The sequence below is a fragment of the Cereibacter azotoformans genome (assembly GCF_021391315.1).
In the GTDB taxonomy this organism is placed as follows: domain Bacteria; phylum Pseudomonadota; class Alphaproteobacteria; order Rhodobacterales; family Rhodobacteraceae; genus Cereibacter_A; species Cereibacter_A azotoformans.
On record NZ_CP090022.1, the window covers coordinates 506,484 to 521,213 of the forward strand.

The following is a 14,730-nucleotide window of genomic DNA, read 5'->3' on the forward strand; positions in this document are numbered from 1 at the left end:
CGGATTGACAGAAGGCGGTCAAGGAAGCCAAAACTTGTAAGACAAGTTAGCGACAGCGGCGACGGGGGGCGGATGGGCCAAACGGGAGCGACAGAGCAGGGCATCGCCTTCGACCGTGTCAACAAGTGGTACGGCCAGATGCATGTGCTGCAGGACGTGACCTTCTCCGTCGCGACGGGCGAGCGGATCGTGGTCTGCGGCCCCTCGGGCTCTGGCAAGTCCACCATGATCCGCTGCATCAACCGCCTCGAAGAGCACCAGTCTGGCACGATCCGCGTCGGCGGCGTTGAGGTGATCCCGGCCGACTGCGCCCGCGACCTGCTGCGCGGTGTCGCCACGATCCGGGCCGAGGGGCCGGACGCCATCGACCTCGATCCGCAGTTCGAGGACAGCTACTTCGCCTTCGAGAACCGTCTGGGCCAGATCGCGGGCCGGGGGGTGGCGGGCTGGCTGCATGTCGGGCGCAGCCGCAACGACATCGGTGCGACGCTGGACCGGATGGCGGTGCGCGAGACCTGCCTTGCGCTGCTTGCCGAGATGGAGGCGACGCGCCGGGCCTGTCTTGAGGCGGCGGGGCGGCATGTGCTGACGGTGATGCCGGGCTACACGCATCTGCAACCCGCGCAGCCGATCACCTTCGGCTATTACCTGGCCAACGTGGCCCAAGGGATGGAGCGCGAGCACGAGCGTCTGGCGGCGGTGCTCGACCGCGCCGACGCCTGCCCGCTGGGCTCGGCCGCGCTGGCCGGCACCTCGTTTCCCATCGACCGCGACGAGACGGCGGCGCTTCTGGGCTTTGCCCGCCCGGCCGTGCCAGGGCTCGATGCGGTCGCCTCGCGCGATTTCGTGACCGAGCTTCTCTGGGCCGTCACCAGCGCGCAGGTGCTGTTCTCGCGGGTGGCGCAGGATCTTTACACCTTCACGACCTGGGAATTCGGTGCGCTGAGCTTTCCCGACCGGGTGGCGGGCACCTCGTCGATCATGCCGCAGAAGAAGAACATGCTGCCGCTGGAATATTTCCGGGCCGAGGCCGGGCGCAGCATCGGCGCGCTGGCCGGGGCGCTCTCGGCGGTGAAGGGGTCGAACTACTCGATCGGTCTCGACAGCGTGCGCGAGGGGCTGGCAGACGCCTGGCCCGCCTTCGCCCGGTTCCGGGCCGCGCTGCCGCTGTTGCGGCTGATCCTCGAGACGGCCACGCCGGATGCCGAAAAACTTCTTCAGCGCTGCAAGGCCAATTTCTCGACCGCGACGGATCTGGCCGACGGGCTGGTGCGCGACTTCGGCATCTCGTTCCGCGACGCGCATCACGTCGTGGGCCGCGCGGTGCAGAGGGTGCTCGCCACCGGCGGCGGGGCGGAGGATCTGACGGTCGAGGTGCTGAATGCCGCGGCCGAGGACGAGATCGGCCGCCGCTTCGACCTGCCGGAAGAGCGCCTGCGCCGCTGGATGGACCCGGTCGAGGCCGTGCGCGCCCGCACCGTGCCGGGCGGCACCGCGCCCGAGGTCGTGACCGCGATGCTCGCCCGGATGGAGGCGCGCCTTTCGGCCGATGCCAGTGCGCGCGAGGCGCGGACGGCCGCGCTGGCCGAGGCCGCGAGCCGCCTTGCCGGTCGCGTCGCGGCCCTTCGCGACTGACTCATTCCCCGCCTGTGGGCGGGGCTGCCGACACCTGCCCCGCGGGGCGAAACCAAGAGGACCAGACATGCTGAACTTCGACGAGGACCGTTTCCTCCGCATCCAGTCGGGCGCCGTCGCGCTTGCGCCGCGGATCGACGACGAGATCGGCGCCGCCATCGCCGCGGGTGCCGAGAACCTGCATTTCCTCGGCACCGGGGGCGTGGCCTATCTGATGGAGCCGGCGGTGCAACTCCTTCATCGCCGCTCGGGCTTTCCGACCTTCAAGGACTATCCGGCCGAACTGGTCCTCACCGGATCGGCGAACCTGACCGACAAGTCGATCGTGGTCATGCCCTCGCTGTCCGGCACGACCAAGGAGAGCGTCGCGATGCTCAACCGCCTGAAGGAGATCGGCGCGAAGATCATCACGCTGGTGGGCCACGCCGACACGCCGCTGGGGCTGGGCGGGAACCCGGCGCTGGTGAACTTCGCCGAGGATGACACATCGTCCGAGAGCTTCTACCTCCAGTCGCTGCTGGTGGCCCTGTCGGTGCTGAAGGCCCGCGGCGAGATCGACAATTACGACGCGCTGGTGGCCGAACTGGAGACCGTGCCCGCGGCGCTGGTCGAGGCCAAGAAGGCCTTCGAGCCGAAGGCCGAGGATCATGCGCGCATCATCGCGGGCGCCGACTATCACATGTTTGCCGGCGCCGGGAACATGTGGCCCGAGGCGCTCTATTACGCGACCTGCATCCTCGAGGAGATGCAGTGGATCCGCACGCGGCCGGTCCATGCCTCGGACTTCTTCCACGGCCCGCTGGAGCTGATCGAGAAGGGGGTGAGCCTGGTCCTCTTCCGCGGCGAGGATGAGTGCGACCCGCTGGCCGAGCGCGTGGCGCAGTTCGCCCCGCACTACACCGACCGCTTCACCGTGATCTCGACGGCCGACTACCTGCCGCGGAGCCTGTCGCCCGAGATCCGCGCGCTGATCTCGCCCGCCGTGATGGCCACGCTGATGGAGCGGCTGAGCGCCCATCTCGAGGTGATGCGCGATCACCCGCTGGTGACGCGCCGCTACTACAAGCGCGTGGCCTACTGATCCGGGCCAGCCGGTGCGCGGGGCTGCTCCCGCCCGCGCACCTCAACCGGCCGGTGCGGCGTGATCTTGTGACGCATCCCGCTGCGGTTGATCCGCGGGCGGCCGCGCTCGATCCTTCCGGCGGTATCGGTAAGGGCTCGGGCCCGGGGGGAGAGTATGACGGTGAAGTTCTTCGGCGGTGACACGGTCCCGCTCGAGATGCACAAGGTGCGCGTGGTGCAGAAGCTGACGCTCGCACCGATCGAGGAGCGGCTCAGGGCCATTGCCGAGGCGGGCAACAACACCTTCCTGCTGCAGAACCGCGACGTGTTCATGGACATGCTGACCGACAGCGGCGTGAACGCGATGAGCGACCGGCAGATGGCCGCGATGATGGTGGCCGACGACAGCTACGCGGGCTCGTCCACCTACGAGCGGTTCGAGGCCCGGCTGCGCGATCTGTTCGGGATGGAGTGGATCCTGCCGACCCACCAGGGCCGCGCCTGCGAGAACATCCTGAGCCAGGTTCTCGTGAAGCCGGGCACCATCGTGCCGATGAACTACCACTTCACCACGACCAAGGCCCATATCGTGCTCAACGGCGGCTCGATCGAAGAGATCTGCCATGACCGCGGGCTCGAGGTCACCAGCACCCATCCGTTCAAGGGCGACATGGATGTGGGCAAGCTCGAAGGGCTCGTGGCCACCCACGGAGCCGACCGCATTGCCTTCGTGCGGATGGAGGCCGGCACGAACCTGATCGGCGGCCAGCCGATCTCGATGGCGAACCTGCGCGAGATCCGCACGGTCTGCGACGCGCACGGGCTCATCTTCGTGCTGGATGCGAGCCTTCTGGCCGACAACCTCTGGTTCATGAAGACCCGCGAGGAGAGCTGCCGCGACCTCTCGATCCCCGAGATCACCCGGCAGGTCGCCGATCTGTGCGACGTGATCTACTTCTCGGCGCGCAAGCTGGGCTGCGCGCGCGGCGGCGCGATCTGCATCCGCAGCGAGGATCTCTATCGCAAGATGCGCGTGCTGGTGCCGCTCTACGAGGGCTTCCTCACCTACGGCGGCATGTCGGTGCGCGAGATCGAGGCGCTGACCGTGGGGCTCGAAGAGACCATGGACACCGACATGATCAGCCAGGGGCCGCTGTTCATCGAATACATGGTCAATGAACTCGTAAAGCGCGGGGTGCCGGTGATCACCCCCGCAGGGGGCCTTGGCTGCCACATCGACGTGATGCGTTTCCTGCCGCATGTCCCGCAGTCGCAGTATCCGGCGGGGGCGCTGGCCTCGGCGCTTTACATCGCCTCGGGCATCCGAGGGATGGAGCGCGGCTCGCTTTCCGAGCAGCGCAACCCGGACGGGACCGAGGTCTATTCCAACATGGAACTGCTGCGTCTGGCCATGCCGCGCCGGGTCTTCACGCTGAGCCAGGTGAAATACGCCATCGACCGGCTCGACTGGCTGTACCGGAACCGCGACCTCGTGGGCGGTCTGGTCTTCGTGGAAGAGCCCGAGATCCTGCGCTTCTTCTACGGTCGCCTGGATCCCGTGGGCGACTGGCAGCAGAAGCTGGCGGCGCGGTTCCGCGCGGACTTCGGCGACAGCCTGTAACTCACCCGAGTTCCAGCGTCCCGGTTGCCTGAAGCGTCGGCCCCGCCACGGGCGCGGGGCCGCGATACATCCGCGCGGTGCGGAAGGTCTCACGGAACCCCAGCGCCTCCAGCGCGGCGATCAGCGCCGGATTGGTGTCCGGGACATCCACGATCACCTCCTCGCATTCGACCGCGGCGGCGGCGCCGCGGATCAGATCGAGGGCCGTCGCGGGATCGGAGGCGACCACGGGCCCGATCTTGCATCCTCTCTGGCAGAGCCGGCCGGTGGCGAACCCGTTGCCGTGGACCACGGTCCGGCGGGTGGCCGTCGGCGCGAGCCAGGCGGCGAGAAACGCCGTCCGGTCATATCCGTTCGCCGCACGGTCCAGCGCGATCAGCGGGCGCGGGTCGATCGCCTCGGGCAGGGGCTCGCCCGCAAGCCGTCCCTCCAGCCGCAGCGTCGCCCCCGCCCGCACGAACCCCGACCGGGCGTAATTGGCCTGCTGCGCCGCCACCCCGTCGAGACCTACGGTGCGCGCCTCGGCATGGGCCAGCGCATGAGCCCAGAGCGCCAGCCCGATCCCGCGCCCGCGCCACTCGGGACGGCAGATATAGAGGCCCAGAAAGGCCGTCCGCTCGTCATGGTTCACCACCGAGATGGCGGCGACGGGCTCTCCGGCCTCTTCATGCAGGAAGAAGCCGTCCGGGTCCGCCGCGAGGAAGGCCGCGGCATCGTCGTTCCCCGGGTTCCATCCCTCGTCGGCGGCCCAGCCGAGCACGCGGGTCAGGTCGGGCAGCGTCATCCTGCGGATCATGGGCGGTCCAGAGCCTCCTTGAGCGAATGGGCGGGCGGGGCCGGGCGGCGCAGGTCCAGCGATGAGACGAGGTCGAGCAGGTGGCCCTTCATCAGCTCTTCCGCATGGGCGCCGTCCCGGACCTCGAGCGCCCTGAGCAGCGCGTGGTGGGCATGGCTTTCGCACAGCGCGGCCCGGCGCTGCCAGTAGAGCGCGATGATCAGCGACGATCGCGCAACGAGTTGGGTGATGAAGTCGCGGATCGTGTCCTGATCGGCGATGCGCGCGATCTCGATATGGAACAGGCCCGACAGACGCAGCGCGCGGCCGGGATCGCCAGCGTCGAGCGCCGTATGCTCGGCGTCGATGTGGCGTTGCAGGCGGGCGATGTCCTCGGCCGTGGTCCGTTCGGCCGCCGAGCGGGCCGTGCGCGGCTCGAGCAGCGAGCGGGCCTCGAACACCTCGCGCGCCTCGCGGACCGAGGGCTGCGCCACATAGGCGCCGCGGTTGCGCCGCAGCGTCACGAGCCGTTCGTGCGAAAGCTGCTGGAGGGCCGCACGGACGACCGTGCGGCTCACTCCGAAGATCTCGCCCACCTCGTCCTCCGAGAGCTTGGTACCCGGTTGCAGCCGGTGCTCGTGGATGGCGAGTGCCAGCCGCTCGGCCACCGTGTCGCTGCTGCCGGACTGGATCTGTCTGGTGTCGCTCATGGCGTTCATGCTCCTCGCCCGATTCCTCGCGCCATGTCGCACGGGCGGCAAGCCCGGGGCGGCTGCGAACAAGATTGTATACAACTTCGCACCGGATCCGACCGTGTTGCGCATGTGATCGCCGAAAGTTTGTGCAGGCGCAGTTTCCGCCCCGTCCGTGACACCGTGGCGTTTGGCCCGACGTTCCACGCTGGTTCAGGCTTGCGGAAGGCATCGGCGAGGGTGGCATGCGCGGCGGACACGATCTTGAACTGGTTCATGTGACGAAGCGGTATGGGACGTCTGCGGTCGCGGTGGAGGATGTGAGCCACCTGTTCCGCGGCGGAAGCTACGTCTGCCTGCTGGGGCCGTCGGGCTGCGGCAAGTCCTCGACGCTGCGGATGATCGCGGGGCACGAGACGGTGAGCGAAGGCTCGATCCTGCTCTCGGGCAAGGATGTGACGGGGTTGCCCCCGGCGCGGCGCGGCACGGCGATGATGTTCCAGAACTATGCTCTGTTCCCGCATCTGTCCGTGACGGACAATGTGGCCTTCAGCCTGAAGATGAAGGGCATCGCCGCGGCCGAGCGGCGGGCCAAGGCGGCCGGGATGCTCGAACTGGTGGACATGGCCCGCTATGGCGACCGCCTGCCGGCCCAGCTTTCGGGCGGTCAGCAGCAGCGCGTGGCGCTGGCGCGGGCGCTGATCACCGGGCCGCAGGTGCTGCTTCTGGACGAGCCGCTCTCGGCGCTCGATCCGTTCCTGCGCATCCGCATGCGGGCCGAGCTGAAGCGGCTGCAGCGCGAGCTGGGGATCTCGTTCATCCATGTCACCCACGGCCAGGACGAGGCGCTGGCCCTGGCCGACGAGGTCGTGGTGATGAACGACGCGAGGATCGAGCAGGCCGGCCCCGCGCGCGAGGTGTTCAACGCGCCGCGAACCGAGTTCGTCGCCCGCTTCATGGGCGGCCACAATGTCATCGGCCTGCCTCACGGTCGCTTCGCCATCCGCTGCGACGAGATCCGTCTTGATCCTGCCGGGCAGGAGGGCGTGGTGCAGGCCGTCGAATATCAGGGCGCCCACGTCGCGCTGACGGTGCGGGCGGTGGGCGATCAGGAGATCGTGGCGCTGATCCCCGAAGCCGCCTTCTTCGAGCAACCGAAAAACCCCGGCGAGGCTGTCCGCCTGTCGTGGGACGAGGGGCGGCTGCACCGCCTTCACGCATGACCCAGGTCCAACAGAGGGAACATCCATGAAGAAGAACCACTACAGCCGGCGGACGCTCCTGAAGGGCGCCGCCGCGACCGCCGTCGCCTCGGCCTTTCCGGCGCCGATGATCTGGGCGCAGGAGATCCGGAACGTGACCTTGCGCCAGTTCGGCACCGGCGTGTCGAACCTCAACGAGGTGGCGCAGAAGGTGAAGGAGGACCTCGGCTTCACCCTGACGATGACCGCGCTGGATTCGGATGCGGTGACCCAGCGCGCGGCGACCCAGCCCGACAGCTTCGACATCGCCGACATCGAATACTGGATCTGCAAGAAGGTCTGGCCGACCGGCAACCTTCAGGCGATGGATACCTCGAAGATCAAGAACTACGACAAGATCGTGGGCATCTTCCGCTCGGGCAAGCTGACGCCCGAGTCGACCATCGCCCAGGGCACCGCGCCGCATACCGTGGGCTTCACCTCGGGTCCGGGCGGCACCGACTTCGTGGCCGAAGAGTCGGGCTGGATGACGCTGATCCCCACGATCTACAACGCCGACACGCTGGGCATCCGCCCCGACCTGATCGGCCGCCCGATCGAAAGCTGGACCGAGCTTCTGAACCCCGAGTTCAAGGGCAAGGCCTCGATCCTCGACATCTCGTCCATCGGCATCATGGATGCCGCGATGGTCTGCGAGGCGATGGGCGAGATCCAGTATGGCGACAAAGGCAACATGACCCGCGACGAGATCGACCGCACCATGGCGATCTTCACCGAGGCCAAGCGCAACGGCCAGTTCCGCGCCTTCTGGAAGACCTTCGACGAGAGCGTGAACCTGATGGCCTCCGGCGAGGTCGTCATCCAGTCGATGTGGTCGCCCGCCATCACCGCCGTCAAGTCGCGTGGCATACCTTGCGTCTACCAGCCCCTGAAGGAGGGCTACCGCTCGTGGGGCGGCGGCATCGGCCTGTCGAAGTCGCTTTCGGGCCTCGAGCTGGATGCGGCCTATGAATACATCAACTGGTATCTCTCGGGCTGGGTCGGCGGCTTCCTGATGCGGCAGGGCTACTACTCCGCGGTGCCCGAAACCTCGAAGGAGTTCATGTCGCCCGACGAATGGGGCTACTGGTTCGAGGGCAAGCCGGCCGAGGGCGACATCACCAACCCCTTCGGCGAGAAGCTCGCCGGGGCGGGCGACGTCCGCGACGGCGGCTCCTTCTACGACCGCATGGGCGCGGTGGCCTGCTGGAACGCGGTCATGGACGAGAACCAGTACATGGTCCGCAAGTGGAACGAGTTCATCGCCGCCTGATCCGGCGCGGACCCCGAGGGGGTCCGCATCCCCCCTTCCGCCCATCCGGCGGAGGGGCCATCCAGCCAGCGGAGACAAGATGCAGCGGCTCCTGACATCGCCGAACGTGACGGGGTGGCTTCTCGCCTCGCCGCTGGCCTTCGTGCTGGCGGCCTTCCTCGTGCTGCCGATCCTGATGATCATTGTCGTCAGCTTCTGGACAGCCACGGAATTTTCCATCGTCCCGGCCTTCTCCTTCGAGAATTACGAGTTCCTGTTCGGCTCGCCCGTGACCTACCGGGTGTTCCTGAACACCTTCAAATATGCCGCCATCACCTGGGCCGTGACGCTGGTTCTGGGCTTCACGGTGGCCTATTTCCTCGCCTTCCACGTCCGCAGCCGGACGTGGCAGACAACGCTGTTCCTGCTCTGCACCATCCCGTTCTGGACCTCGAACATCATCCGCATGATCTCGTGGATCCCCTTCCTCGGGAGGAACGGGATCGCGAACTCGACCCTCATCTCGTGGGGGGTGATCGACGAGCCGCTGGAGTGGCTGCTCTTCTCGGATTTCTCGGTGATCCTTGCCTTCGTCCACCTCTACACGCTGTTCATGGTGGTGCCGATCTTCAACACGATGATGCGGATCGACCGGAACCTGATCGAGGCCGCGACCGACGCCGGCGCCACGGGCGTCCAGACGCTGTGGAACGTGATCCTGCCGCTGACCAAGCCCGGCATCATGATCGGCTCGATCTTCGTCATCACGCTGGTGATGGGCGACTTCATCACCGTGCGCTTCATGTCCGGTTCACAGGCGGCGAACGTGGGGCGGCTGATCTCGAACGACATCGCGCTGCTGCAATATCCCTCGGCCTCGGCCACCGCGGTCGTGCTGCTGGTCACGGTGCTCCTGACCATCTCGGCGCTCCTGCGCCTCGTCGATATCCGGAAGGAGCTTTGACCATGGAGCCCCGCCCGCGGTCCTTCTACATCCTCGCCGCCATCTTCGGCCTGTTCCTGCTGTTCCTCTACGGCCCGACGATCACCATCGCGATCCTGAGCTTTCAGGGGCCGGAGGGGGGTCTGACCTTCCCGATGCGTGGCGCCTCGCTGCACTGGTTCCGCGACCTGTTCCAGCAACAGGCGGTGGGCGACATCTGGGGCGCCTTCGGGCGGTCGCTTCTCCTGGGCCTCATGGTCATGGTGACGACCGTCGTGGTGTCGGTCATGGGCGGGCTGGCCTTCCGAAAGAGGTTCGCCGGCTCGGCCCTTCTGTTCCAGCTGGTGGTGGCGAGCCTCGTGATCCCCTCGATCCTCGTGTCGCTGGGGGTGGGGCTGATCTTCTCGCAGGCGGGGCTGCCGGTGCACTGGGCGGGTTCGGGCTTTGGCGCGCAGCTGACCTGGACCCTGCCCTTCGGCCTTCTGATCATGTTTGCGGTCTTCAACCGCTTCGATCCCGCCTACGAGGAAGCCGCGCGCGACCAGGGCGCCAACGCCTGGCAGACCGTCCGGCATGTCGTGCTGCCCATCATCGCGCCTTCGCTGATCGGGGTCGCCCTCTTCGGCTTCACGCTGAGCTACGACGAGTTCGCGCGCACGCTGCTGACCTCGGGAAGCCGGAACACCCTGCCGCTCGAGATCTACGGGATGACCACCAACGTCACGACGCCGGTGATCTTCGCGCTGGGCACGCTGACCACCGTCTTTTCCTTCGGGGTGATCGCGGTCTTCCTCGTCATCGTCTCGGTTCTGGGGCGGCGGCGGGCGCGCGCCGGCTCGGACGCGGGCAAGGGGGTCTGAGTGCGACTGCTCTACATCAACCCGAACTCGACGGCCTCGATGACCGATGGCGTGGTCGAGGTCGCCCGCATCGCGGCACCGGATCTTGATATCATCGGCTGGACCAACCTGGACGGCCCGCCCGCGATCCAGGGCCCCGAGGACGGTGCGGCGGCGGTGGCCGGTCTGCTTGCCCTGCTGCCGCGCGCCGCCGAGGCGGGCGCGGACTGCATCGTGCTGGCCTGCTTCGACGATACGGGGCTGGCCGAGGTGCGTGCGGCGGCCCATTGCCCGGTGATCGGGATCGGGCAGGCCGCCTTCCACATGGCGGCGCTTCTCGGCCATCGCTTCTCGGTGGTGACGACCCTGCCGGTTTCGGTGCCGGTGATCGAGGAGAACCTCGCGGGCTACGGGTTCGCGGCAGGATGCGCGCGTGTCCGTGCCTCAGGGCTCGCCGTGCTCGAGGTCGAGGCGGCGGCCCCCGCCACGCTGGCCCGGCTGGCCGCCGAGCTGGCCGCCGCCGAGGCGGAAGACGGCGTCAGTGCGGCCGTGCTGGGATGTGCGGGCATGGCGCCCCTTGCGCGCAGGCTCGCGCCGCTGTCCGGTCTCGCGCTGATCGACGGGGTGGCGGCGGCGGCGCATCTGGCCCCGGCCCTCGTGGCCGCCCGCGCAGGGATGGCCTGAGCCCGGAGCGGCGCGCAGAGGCCACGTCCGCCGGTTCGGCCGGAGCGTCAGCGGGGGCCCGCCTCGCTCTCCTTCCGACGCCGTACCTCGGCGAGCCTGCGAGTCTTGAGGGCCCGCTCCTCCCGCTCACTCTCCACGCGGAGCCGCGCGGCTTCGGTGGTGCGCTCGGCTTGAAGTTCCTTCGATGTCCGCTTCTGTTGCGGCGCAAGCCGGGGCTCGTCGGGGCGGTGGTCCGTACCCTGCAGAAAGCCCTCGAAGACTGCACGCGCTGTCGGAATCCGATTCATACGGTTCTCCTCAAAGACAGATAACTTGGGGCGCGATCGCGTCAGGTCGAGGGGGCGGCTGCAATTCCCTCGGCCGCGCTTCGGAAAAAGATGGGCTTCCGCTCTGGCGGGCCCTTGTCTGCCGAAGGCAGTTCCGGGCCCGCCGTCGGGGCTTCATTCCGTGCGGGCCTCGACCAGGCGGGCCAGAAGCTCGAGGCTCTGCTGCCATCCGATGCGGCAGGCCTCGGGCGGGATTGCGTCGGGCAGGCCGGTCTGTTCCACGGTCAGTTCGGTGCCGGCCGAGACCTGCCGCAGGCGGTAGCCGGTCTGGATTTCGCCCGGCAGGCTCGGTTCATCGAACAGATCGCTCGCCACGAGACGTTCCTCGGGCACCACCTCGCGGTAGGAGCCGCTGAAGCCGTGGGCCTCGCCCGTGGCAAGGTTGCGGAAGGACATGCGGAACCGGCCGCCCTCGCGCAGATCGAGCGTCTCGATCTCGCAGACATAGCCGTCCGGTGGGTTCCACTTGACGATGGCGGCCGCGTCGGTCAGCGCGCGCCAGACGCGCACCGGGGGTGCGCGCAGCACACGGATCAGGGTGAGGTCATGGGGCATGTCGGCCGCCTCAGGTCTGGATCACGGGGGAAAAGCCGCCCCAGATCACCCGCTTCATGTCGAACGGACAGTCGAGTGCCGCCATGCGCGGGTCGTCCATGACCCGCGCATTGGCCGCCCCGCGCACCGTGGCGTCGGGCCACTGGACCCACGAGAAGACGATGGCCTCGTCGGGGGTGGCCGCCACGGCGCGGCGGAAGTCGGTCAGCTTGCCGTCGGGCACCTCGAGTTCCCATGCCTCGACGATCCAGACCGCGCCATGTTCGACAAAGATCGGATCGCAGGCCGAGGCGAAGGCGCGGAAGGCCTCGCGCTTGTCCCTGGGAACCGGGATCACGAAGCCATCGAAATAGCCGCCGGCCTGCGGAGCGCCCACCTCGAACAGCGGCTCGAAGCTGCCCCAGATCACCCGTTGGCCATCGAAGGGCATCGGGTTCGTCTCGGCGTTCAGGCGCGGATCCTCCATCGCGCGCCGCATCCCCTCGTCCTGCGCGGCCTTCGAGGGCCAGCGATACCACGAGAAGATCACCGTCTCGTCCGGGCGGGCCTGAACCGCCAGCGGGAACGACGTCACCTTGCCGTCGGGCACGTCCTCGCCCCAGCATTCGACGGCATCCGACAGGCCGTGGTCGCGGAAGCCCTCGGCGGCGAGACGGGCGTGCTCGATGAAGGCCTGGCGGTTTCCGGTGGGCACGGCGCCGACAAATCCGGTGATGCAGGTCATGGATGCTCCTCCTGTGATGCGCCGCGTCGGGCGGCTTCGATGGCGGCGACGTCGATCTTTCTCATGGTCATCATGGCCTCGAAGGCGCGGCGCCCCTCCTCGCCGCCCGCCACCAGGGCCTCGGTCAGCACGCGCGGGGTGATCTGCCAGTTCATCCCCCAGCGGTCCTTGCACCAGCCGCAGTCACTCTCGCGGCCGCCGTTGGCGATGATGGCGTTCCAGAGCCGGTCGGTCTCGGCCTGATCCTCGGTCATGATCTGGAACGAGAAGGCCTCGGTCTGGGGAAAGGCCGGCCCGCCGTTCAGCCCGAGGCAGGGCAGGCCGCAGACGGTGAACTGCACCGTCAGCACGTCGCCCTTCCGCCCGGACGGGTAGTCGGCGGGCGCGCGGTGCACCGACCCGAGATGGCTGTCGGGAAAGGTCTCGGCGTAGAAGCGGGCGGCCTCTTCGGCATCGCGGTCGAACCAGAGGCAGAGCGTGGCCTTGGGGATCATGGCGCGTTCGCCTCGCCCGGCTGCAGGACCGCCCACTTGAAGCCGAACGGATCCTCGAGCAGCCCCCAGTCGTCGCCCCAGAACTGACGCTCGTAGGGGGCGACGATGCGGCAACCGGCCTCAACGGCCCGATCCCACCAGCCGCGGCCGTCCTCCACGACCAGTTGCAGATGCCCGAAGCCCGCCGCGGGGCCGCTGCCGCCGTGGTCGGTCAGCATCAGCGCGCCGCCATTGATCGCGACCTGCGCATGCATCAGCCCCGGCTGTCCGTCGGGCATGGGCATCCGGCCGAGATCCTCTGCGCCGAAGGCACGGGACCAGAAGTCGCAGGCCTCGGCCCCGCGACCGCCCATCGAAAGGTAGGGGATCACTCCCCGCATCAGGCTGGCATCTGTCATCATTCCTCCCGCAGGCACGCATTGCCCGTGCCTCATTACTTTGGTATCAAACATTCATGTCGGATTCAACCTTTGAGCTTCTCCCCCGCGAGACCGTCCTGCACATCCGGGACACCTGCCTGTGCCTGGCCGCGCAGCGGGCGGCGCGCCGGCTTGCGCGGCGCTTCGACAAGGTGCTGCGGCCCTTCGGCCTGACCAACGGCCAGTTCTCGCTGATGGTGGCGCTGAACCAGCCCGATCCGCCGCCGCTGGGCCGCCTGGCCGCCTTCCTCGGGATGGAGCCCTCGACCCTGACCGCGGCGGTCAAGCCGCTGGCCCGGCGCGGCCTGCTGCTGGTGGAGCCGGACCCGGCGGACCGGCGGTCGCGCCGGCTGCGGATCACGGCGGACGGGGTGGTGCTGATGCGTGACGCGGCCGAGGTCTGGCACGAGGCCCATGCCGCGCTCGAGGCCGAACTGCCCGCCGGCACGGCCATGGCCCTGCGGCGGGATCTGGCTGCCCTCTGACGGATCAGGCCGAAGGAAAGGTGCGCTTCACGCGTCCGTGAGGCGCCGGAACGATGCCCCGGCCCCACTGTTTCCTGCGCCGTGACCAGACGGTCACAATCCAAACCAGAAGGAGACGACCATGCCGAAAGCACTTTTGACAACGGTCGCCATGGGTCTGATCGCTGCCGCGCCGGCGTTCGCCCAGTTGGACACGCAGACCGACACGCAGGGCACGCCCCCGGTGTCGGACCTGAGTGGCCAGACGCCCGGCCAGACCGGCCAGGGCATGACGGATACGGCCCCGATGGGTCAGGACCAGATTGGCCAGGATCAGACGGATCCGATGATGCCGGGCCAGACCGATCAGGACTACGCACAGGATGACGCGACGATGGACGCGACCTCCGGCGCGATGCAGGCGTATGACTCCTACAGCGAGACCGACGACTTCAACGGCCAGGTGGCCGGTGACCGTTCGGCCGATGAGCTGATGCAGGCCAGCATCGTCAACAGCGACGGTGAGACGCTGGGCCGGATCGTGGATCTTGCGATCGGCGAGGATGGCAACATCGACCAGGCCGTCGTCGAACTGAGCGATGCCGGCGCCGCCGACGAAGAGCGGCATGTGATGATCTCGCTCGACGAGCTGTCTTCGGCCGAAGGTGACGCCACGGGTGAGTTCGTGCTCGACAGAAGCGGCGACGACCTGAGCCAGATGCAGCGTTTCGAGAAGTCGGACGACCGCTGGGAGCCTGCCGAGCAGGACATCTGATCCAAGTCCCCCGTCCGGTCTGACCGGACGTGGATCCTCGCACGGGTCCGGCACCAGCGCGCCGGCCCGTGCGCTCCCTTGCCGGACGGGCGGAGCTGCGGCTCCGCCCTTTTCCTTTCCTGATCCTGTGAATCACCGTCACGGGATCCGGCTGTGGCAGCGACATCAGCCCGGTCCGACTTCCATGCCGCCGGGAGGAACGGGTGGAGTTCTGGACATCCGAACCATG

The 14,730-nt window shown here is 68.2% G+C and carries 17 protein-coding genes; 10 read left to right on the forward strand and 7 right to left on the reverse strand.

Going from position 1 to position 14,730, the window contains the following annotated elements:
- Positions 1-72: 72 nt before the first annotated feature.
- The 3 genes from argH to LV780_RS17545 all read left to right on the forward strand — a co-directional run bounded on the left by argH (position 73) and on the right by LV780_RS17545 (position 4,318).
- Positions 73-1,635, forward strand: a complete 1,563-nt coding sequence (gene argH / locus LV780_RS17535) for an argininosuccinate lyase (protein WP_181318506.1) — start codon at positions 73-75, stop codon at positions 1,633-1,635.
- A gap of 67 nt (positions 1,636-1,702) precedes the next feature.
- A complete protein-coding gene (locus LV780_RS17540) occupies positions 1,703-2,716 on the forward strand; it encodes an SIS domain-containing protein (protein WP_108221258.1) in 1,014 nt (337 codons plus the stop codon).
- Between the two features lie 156 nt (positions 2,717-2,872).
- A complete protein-coding gene (locus tag LV780_RS17545; RefSeq protein WP_108221257.1) occupies positions 2,873-4,318 on the forward strand; it encodes a tryptophanase in 1,446 nt (481 codons plus the stop codon).
- A gap of 1 nt (position 4,319) precedes the next feature.
- Here the strand turns inward: LV780_RS17545 and LV780_RS17550 are convergent, their stop codons facing one another.
- Both LV780_RS17550 and LV780_RS17555 read right to left on the reverse strand, forming a co-directional pair.
- Positions 4,320-5,114, reverse strand: coding sequence for a GNAT family N-acetyltransferase (locus LV780_RS17550; RefSeq protein ID WP_108221256.1), 795 nt, complete (start codon positions 5,112-5,114; stop codon positions 4,320-4,322).
- On the reverse strand, positions 5,111-5,803 hold the full coding sequence (locus tag LV780_RS17555; RefSeq protein WP_011910551.1) for a GntR family transcriptional regulator: 693 nt from the start codon (positions 5,801-5,803) through the stop codon (positions 5,111-5,113). Before LV780_RS17555 ends, LV780_RS17550 begins: the two co-directional genes overlap by 4 nt.
- Before the next feature lie 227 nt (positions 5,804-6,030).
- On the opposite strand from LV780_RS17555, the gene LV780_RS17560 reads away from it, so the two are divergent.
- The 5 genes from LV780_RS17560 to LV780_RS17580 all read left to right on the forward strand — a co-directional run bounded on the left by LV780_RS17560 (position 6,031) and on the right by LV780_RS17580 (position 10,744).
- Positions 6,031-7,008 (forward strand): ABC transporter ATP-binding protein, encoded by a 978-nt coding sequence (locus LV780_RS17560; RefSeq protein WP_108221255.1) that lies wholly within the window; start codon positions 6,031-6,033, stop codon positions 7,006-7,008.
- A 25-nt stretch (positions 7,009-7,033) separates the two neighbouring features.
- On the forward strand, positions 7,034-8,299 hold the full coding sequence (locus LV780_RS17565) for an ABC transporter substrate-binding protein (protein ID WP_011910549.1): 1,266 nt from the start codon (positions 7,034-7,036) through the stop codon (positions 8,297-8,299).
- A gap of 79 nt (positions 8,300-8,378) precedes the next feature.
- Positions 8,379-9,242, forward strand: coding sequence for an ABC transporter permease (locus LV780_RS17570; protein WP_108221254.1), 864 nt, complete (start codon positions 8,379-8,381; stop codon positions 9,240-9,242).
- 2 nt (positions 9,243-9,244) lie between these two features.
- On the forward strand, positions 9,245-10,081 hold the full coding sequence (locus LV780_RS17575; RefSeq protein WP_108221253.1) for an ABC transporter permease: 837 nt from the start codon (positions 9,245-9,247) through the stop codon (positions 10,079-10,081).
- A complete protein-coding gene (locus LV780_RS17580; RefSeq protein ID WP_108221252.1) occupies positions 10,082-10,744 on the forward strand; it encodes an aspartate/glutamate racemase family protein in 663 nt (220 codons plus the stop codon).
- A 47-nt stretch (positions 10,745-10,791) separates the two neighbouring features.
- Here the strand turns inward: LV780_RS17580 and LV780_RS17585 are convergent, their stop codons facing one another.
- The 5 genes from LV780_RS17585 to LV780_RS17605 form a co-directional block, all read right to left on the reverse strand.
- Entirely contained in the window at positions 10,792-11,031 is a 240-nt protein-coding gene (locus LV780_RS17585; RefSeq protein ID WP_044249281.1) for a hypothetical protein, read from the reverse strand.
- A gap of 153 nt (positions 11,032-11,184) precedes the next feature.
- A complete protein-coding gene (locus LV780_RS17590; RefSeq protein WP_108221251.1) occupies positions 11,185-11,625 on the reverse strand; it encodes an SRPBCC family protein in 441 nt (146 codons plus the stop codon).
- A gap of 10 nt (positions 11,626-11,635) precedes the next feature.
- Positions 11,636-12,349 (reverse strand): DUF1428 domain-containing protein, encoded by a 714-nt coding sequence (locus tag LV780_RS17595; protein WP_108221250.1) that lies wholly within the window; start codon positions 12,347-12,349, stop codon positions 11,636-11,638.
- Positions 12,346-12,843 (reverse strand): VOC family protein, encoded by a 498-nt coding sequence (locus LV780_RS17600; RefSeq protein ID WP_108221249.1) that lies wholly within the window; start codon positions 12,841-12,843, stop codon positions 12,346-12,348. The genes LV780_RS17595 and LV780_RS17600 overlap by 4 nt, the downstream gene beginning before the upstream one ends.
- Positions 12,840-13,241, reverse strand: coding sequence for a VOC family protein (locus tag LV780_RS17605; protein ID WP_011910542.1), 402 nt, complete (start codon positions 13,239-13,241; stop codon positions 12,840-12,842). The genes LV780_RS17600 and LV780_RS17605 overlap by 4 nt, the downstream gene beginning before the upstream one ends.
- 56 nt (positions 13,242-13,297) lie before the next feature.
- Between LV780_RS17605 and LV780_RS17610 the strand changes: the two genes are divergently transcribed.
- Both LV780_RS17610 and LV780_RS17615 read left to right on the forward strand, forming a co-directional pair.
- Positions 13,298-13,747, forward strand: a complete 450-nt coding sequence (locus LV780_RS17610) for a MarR family winged helix-turn-helix transcriptional regulator (protein ID WP_108221248.1) — start codon at positions 13,298-13,300, stop codon at positions 13,745-13,747.
- Positions 13,748-13,868: 121 nt separating this feature from the next.
- Complete coding sequence (locus tag LV780_RS17615) at positions 13,869-14,501, forward strand: PRC-barrel domain-containing protein (RefSeq protein WP_108221247.1); 633 nt, start codon at positions 13,869-13,871, stop codon at positions 14,499-14,501.
- The last annotated feature ends 229 nt before the right edge of the window (positions 14,502-14,730 follow it).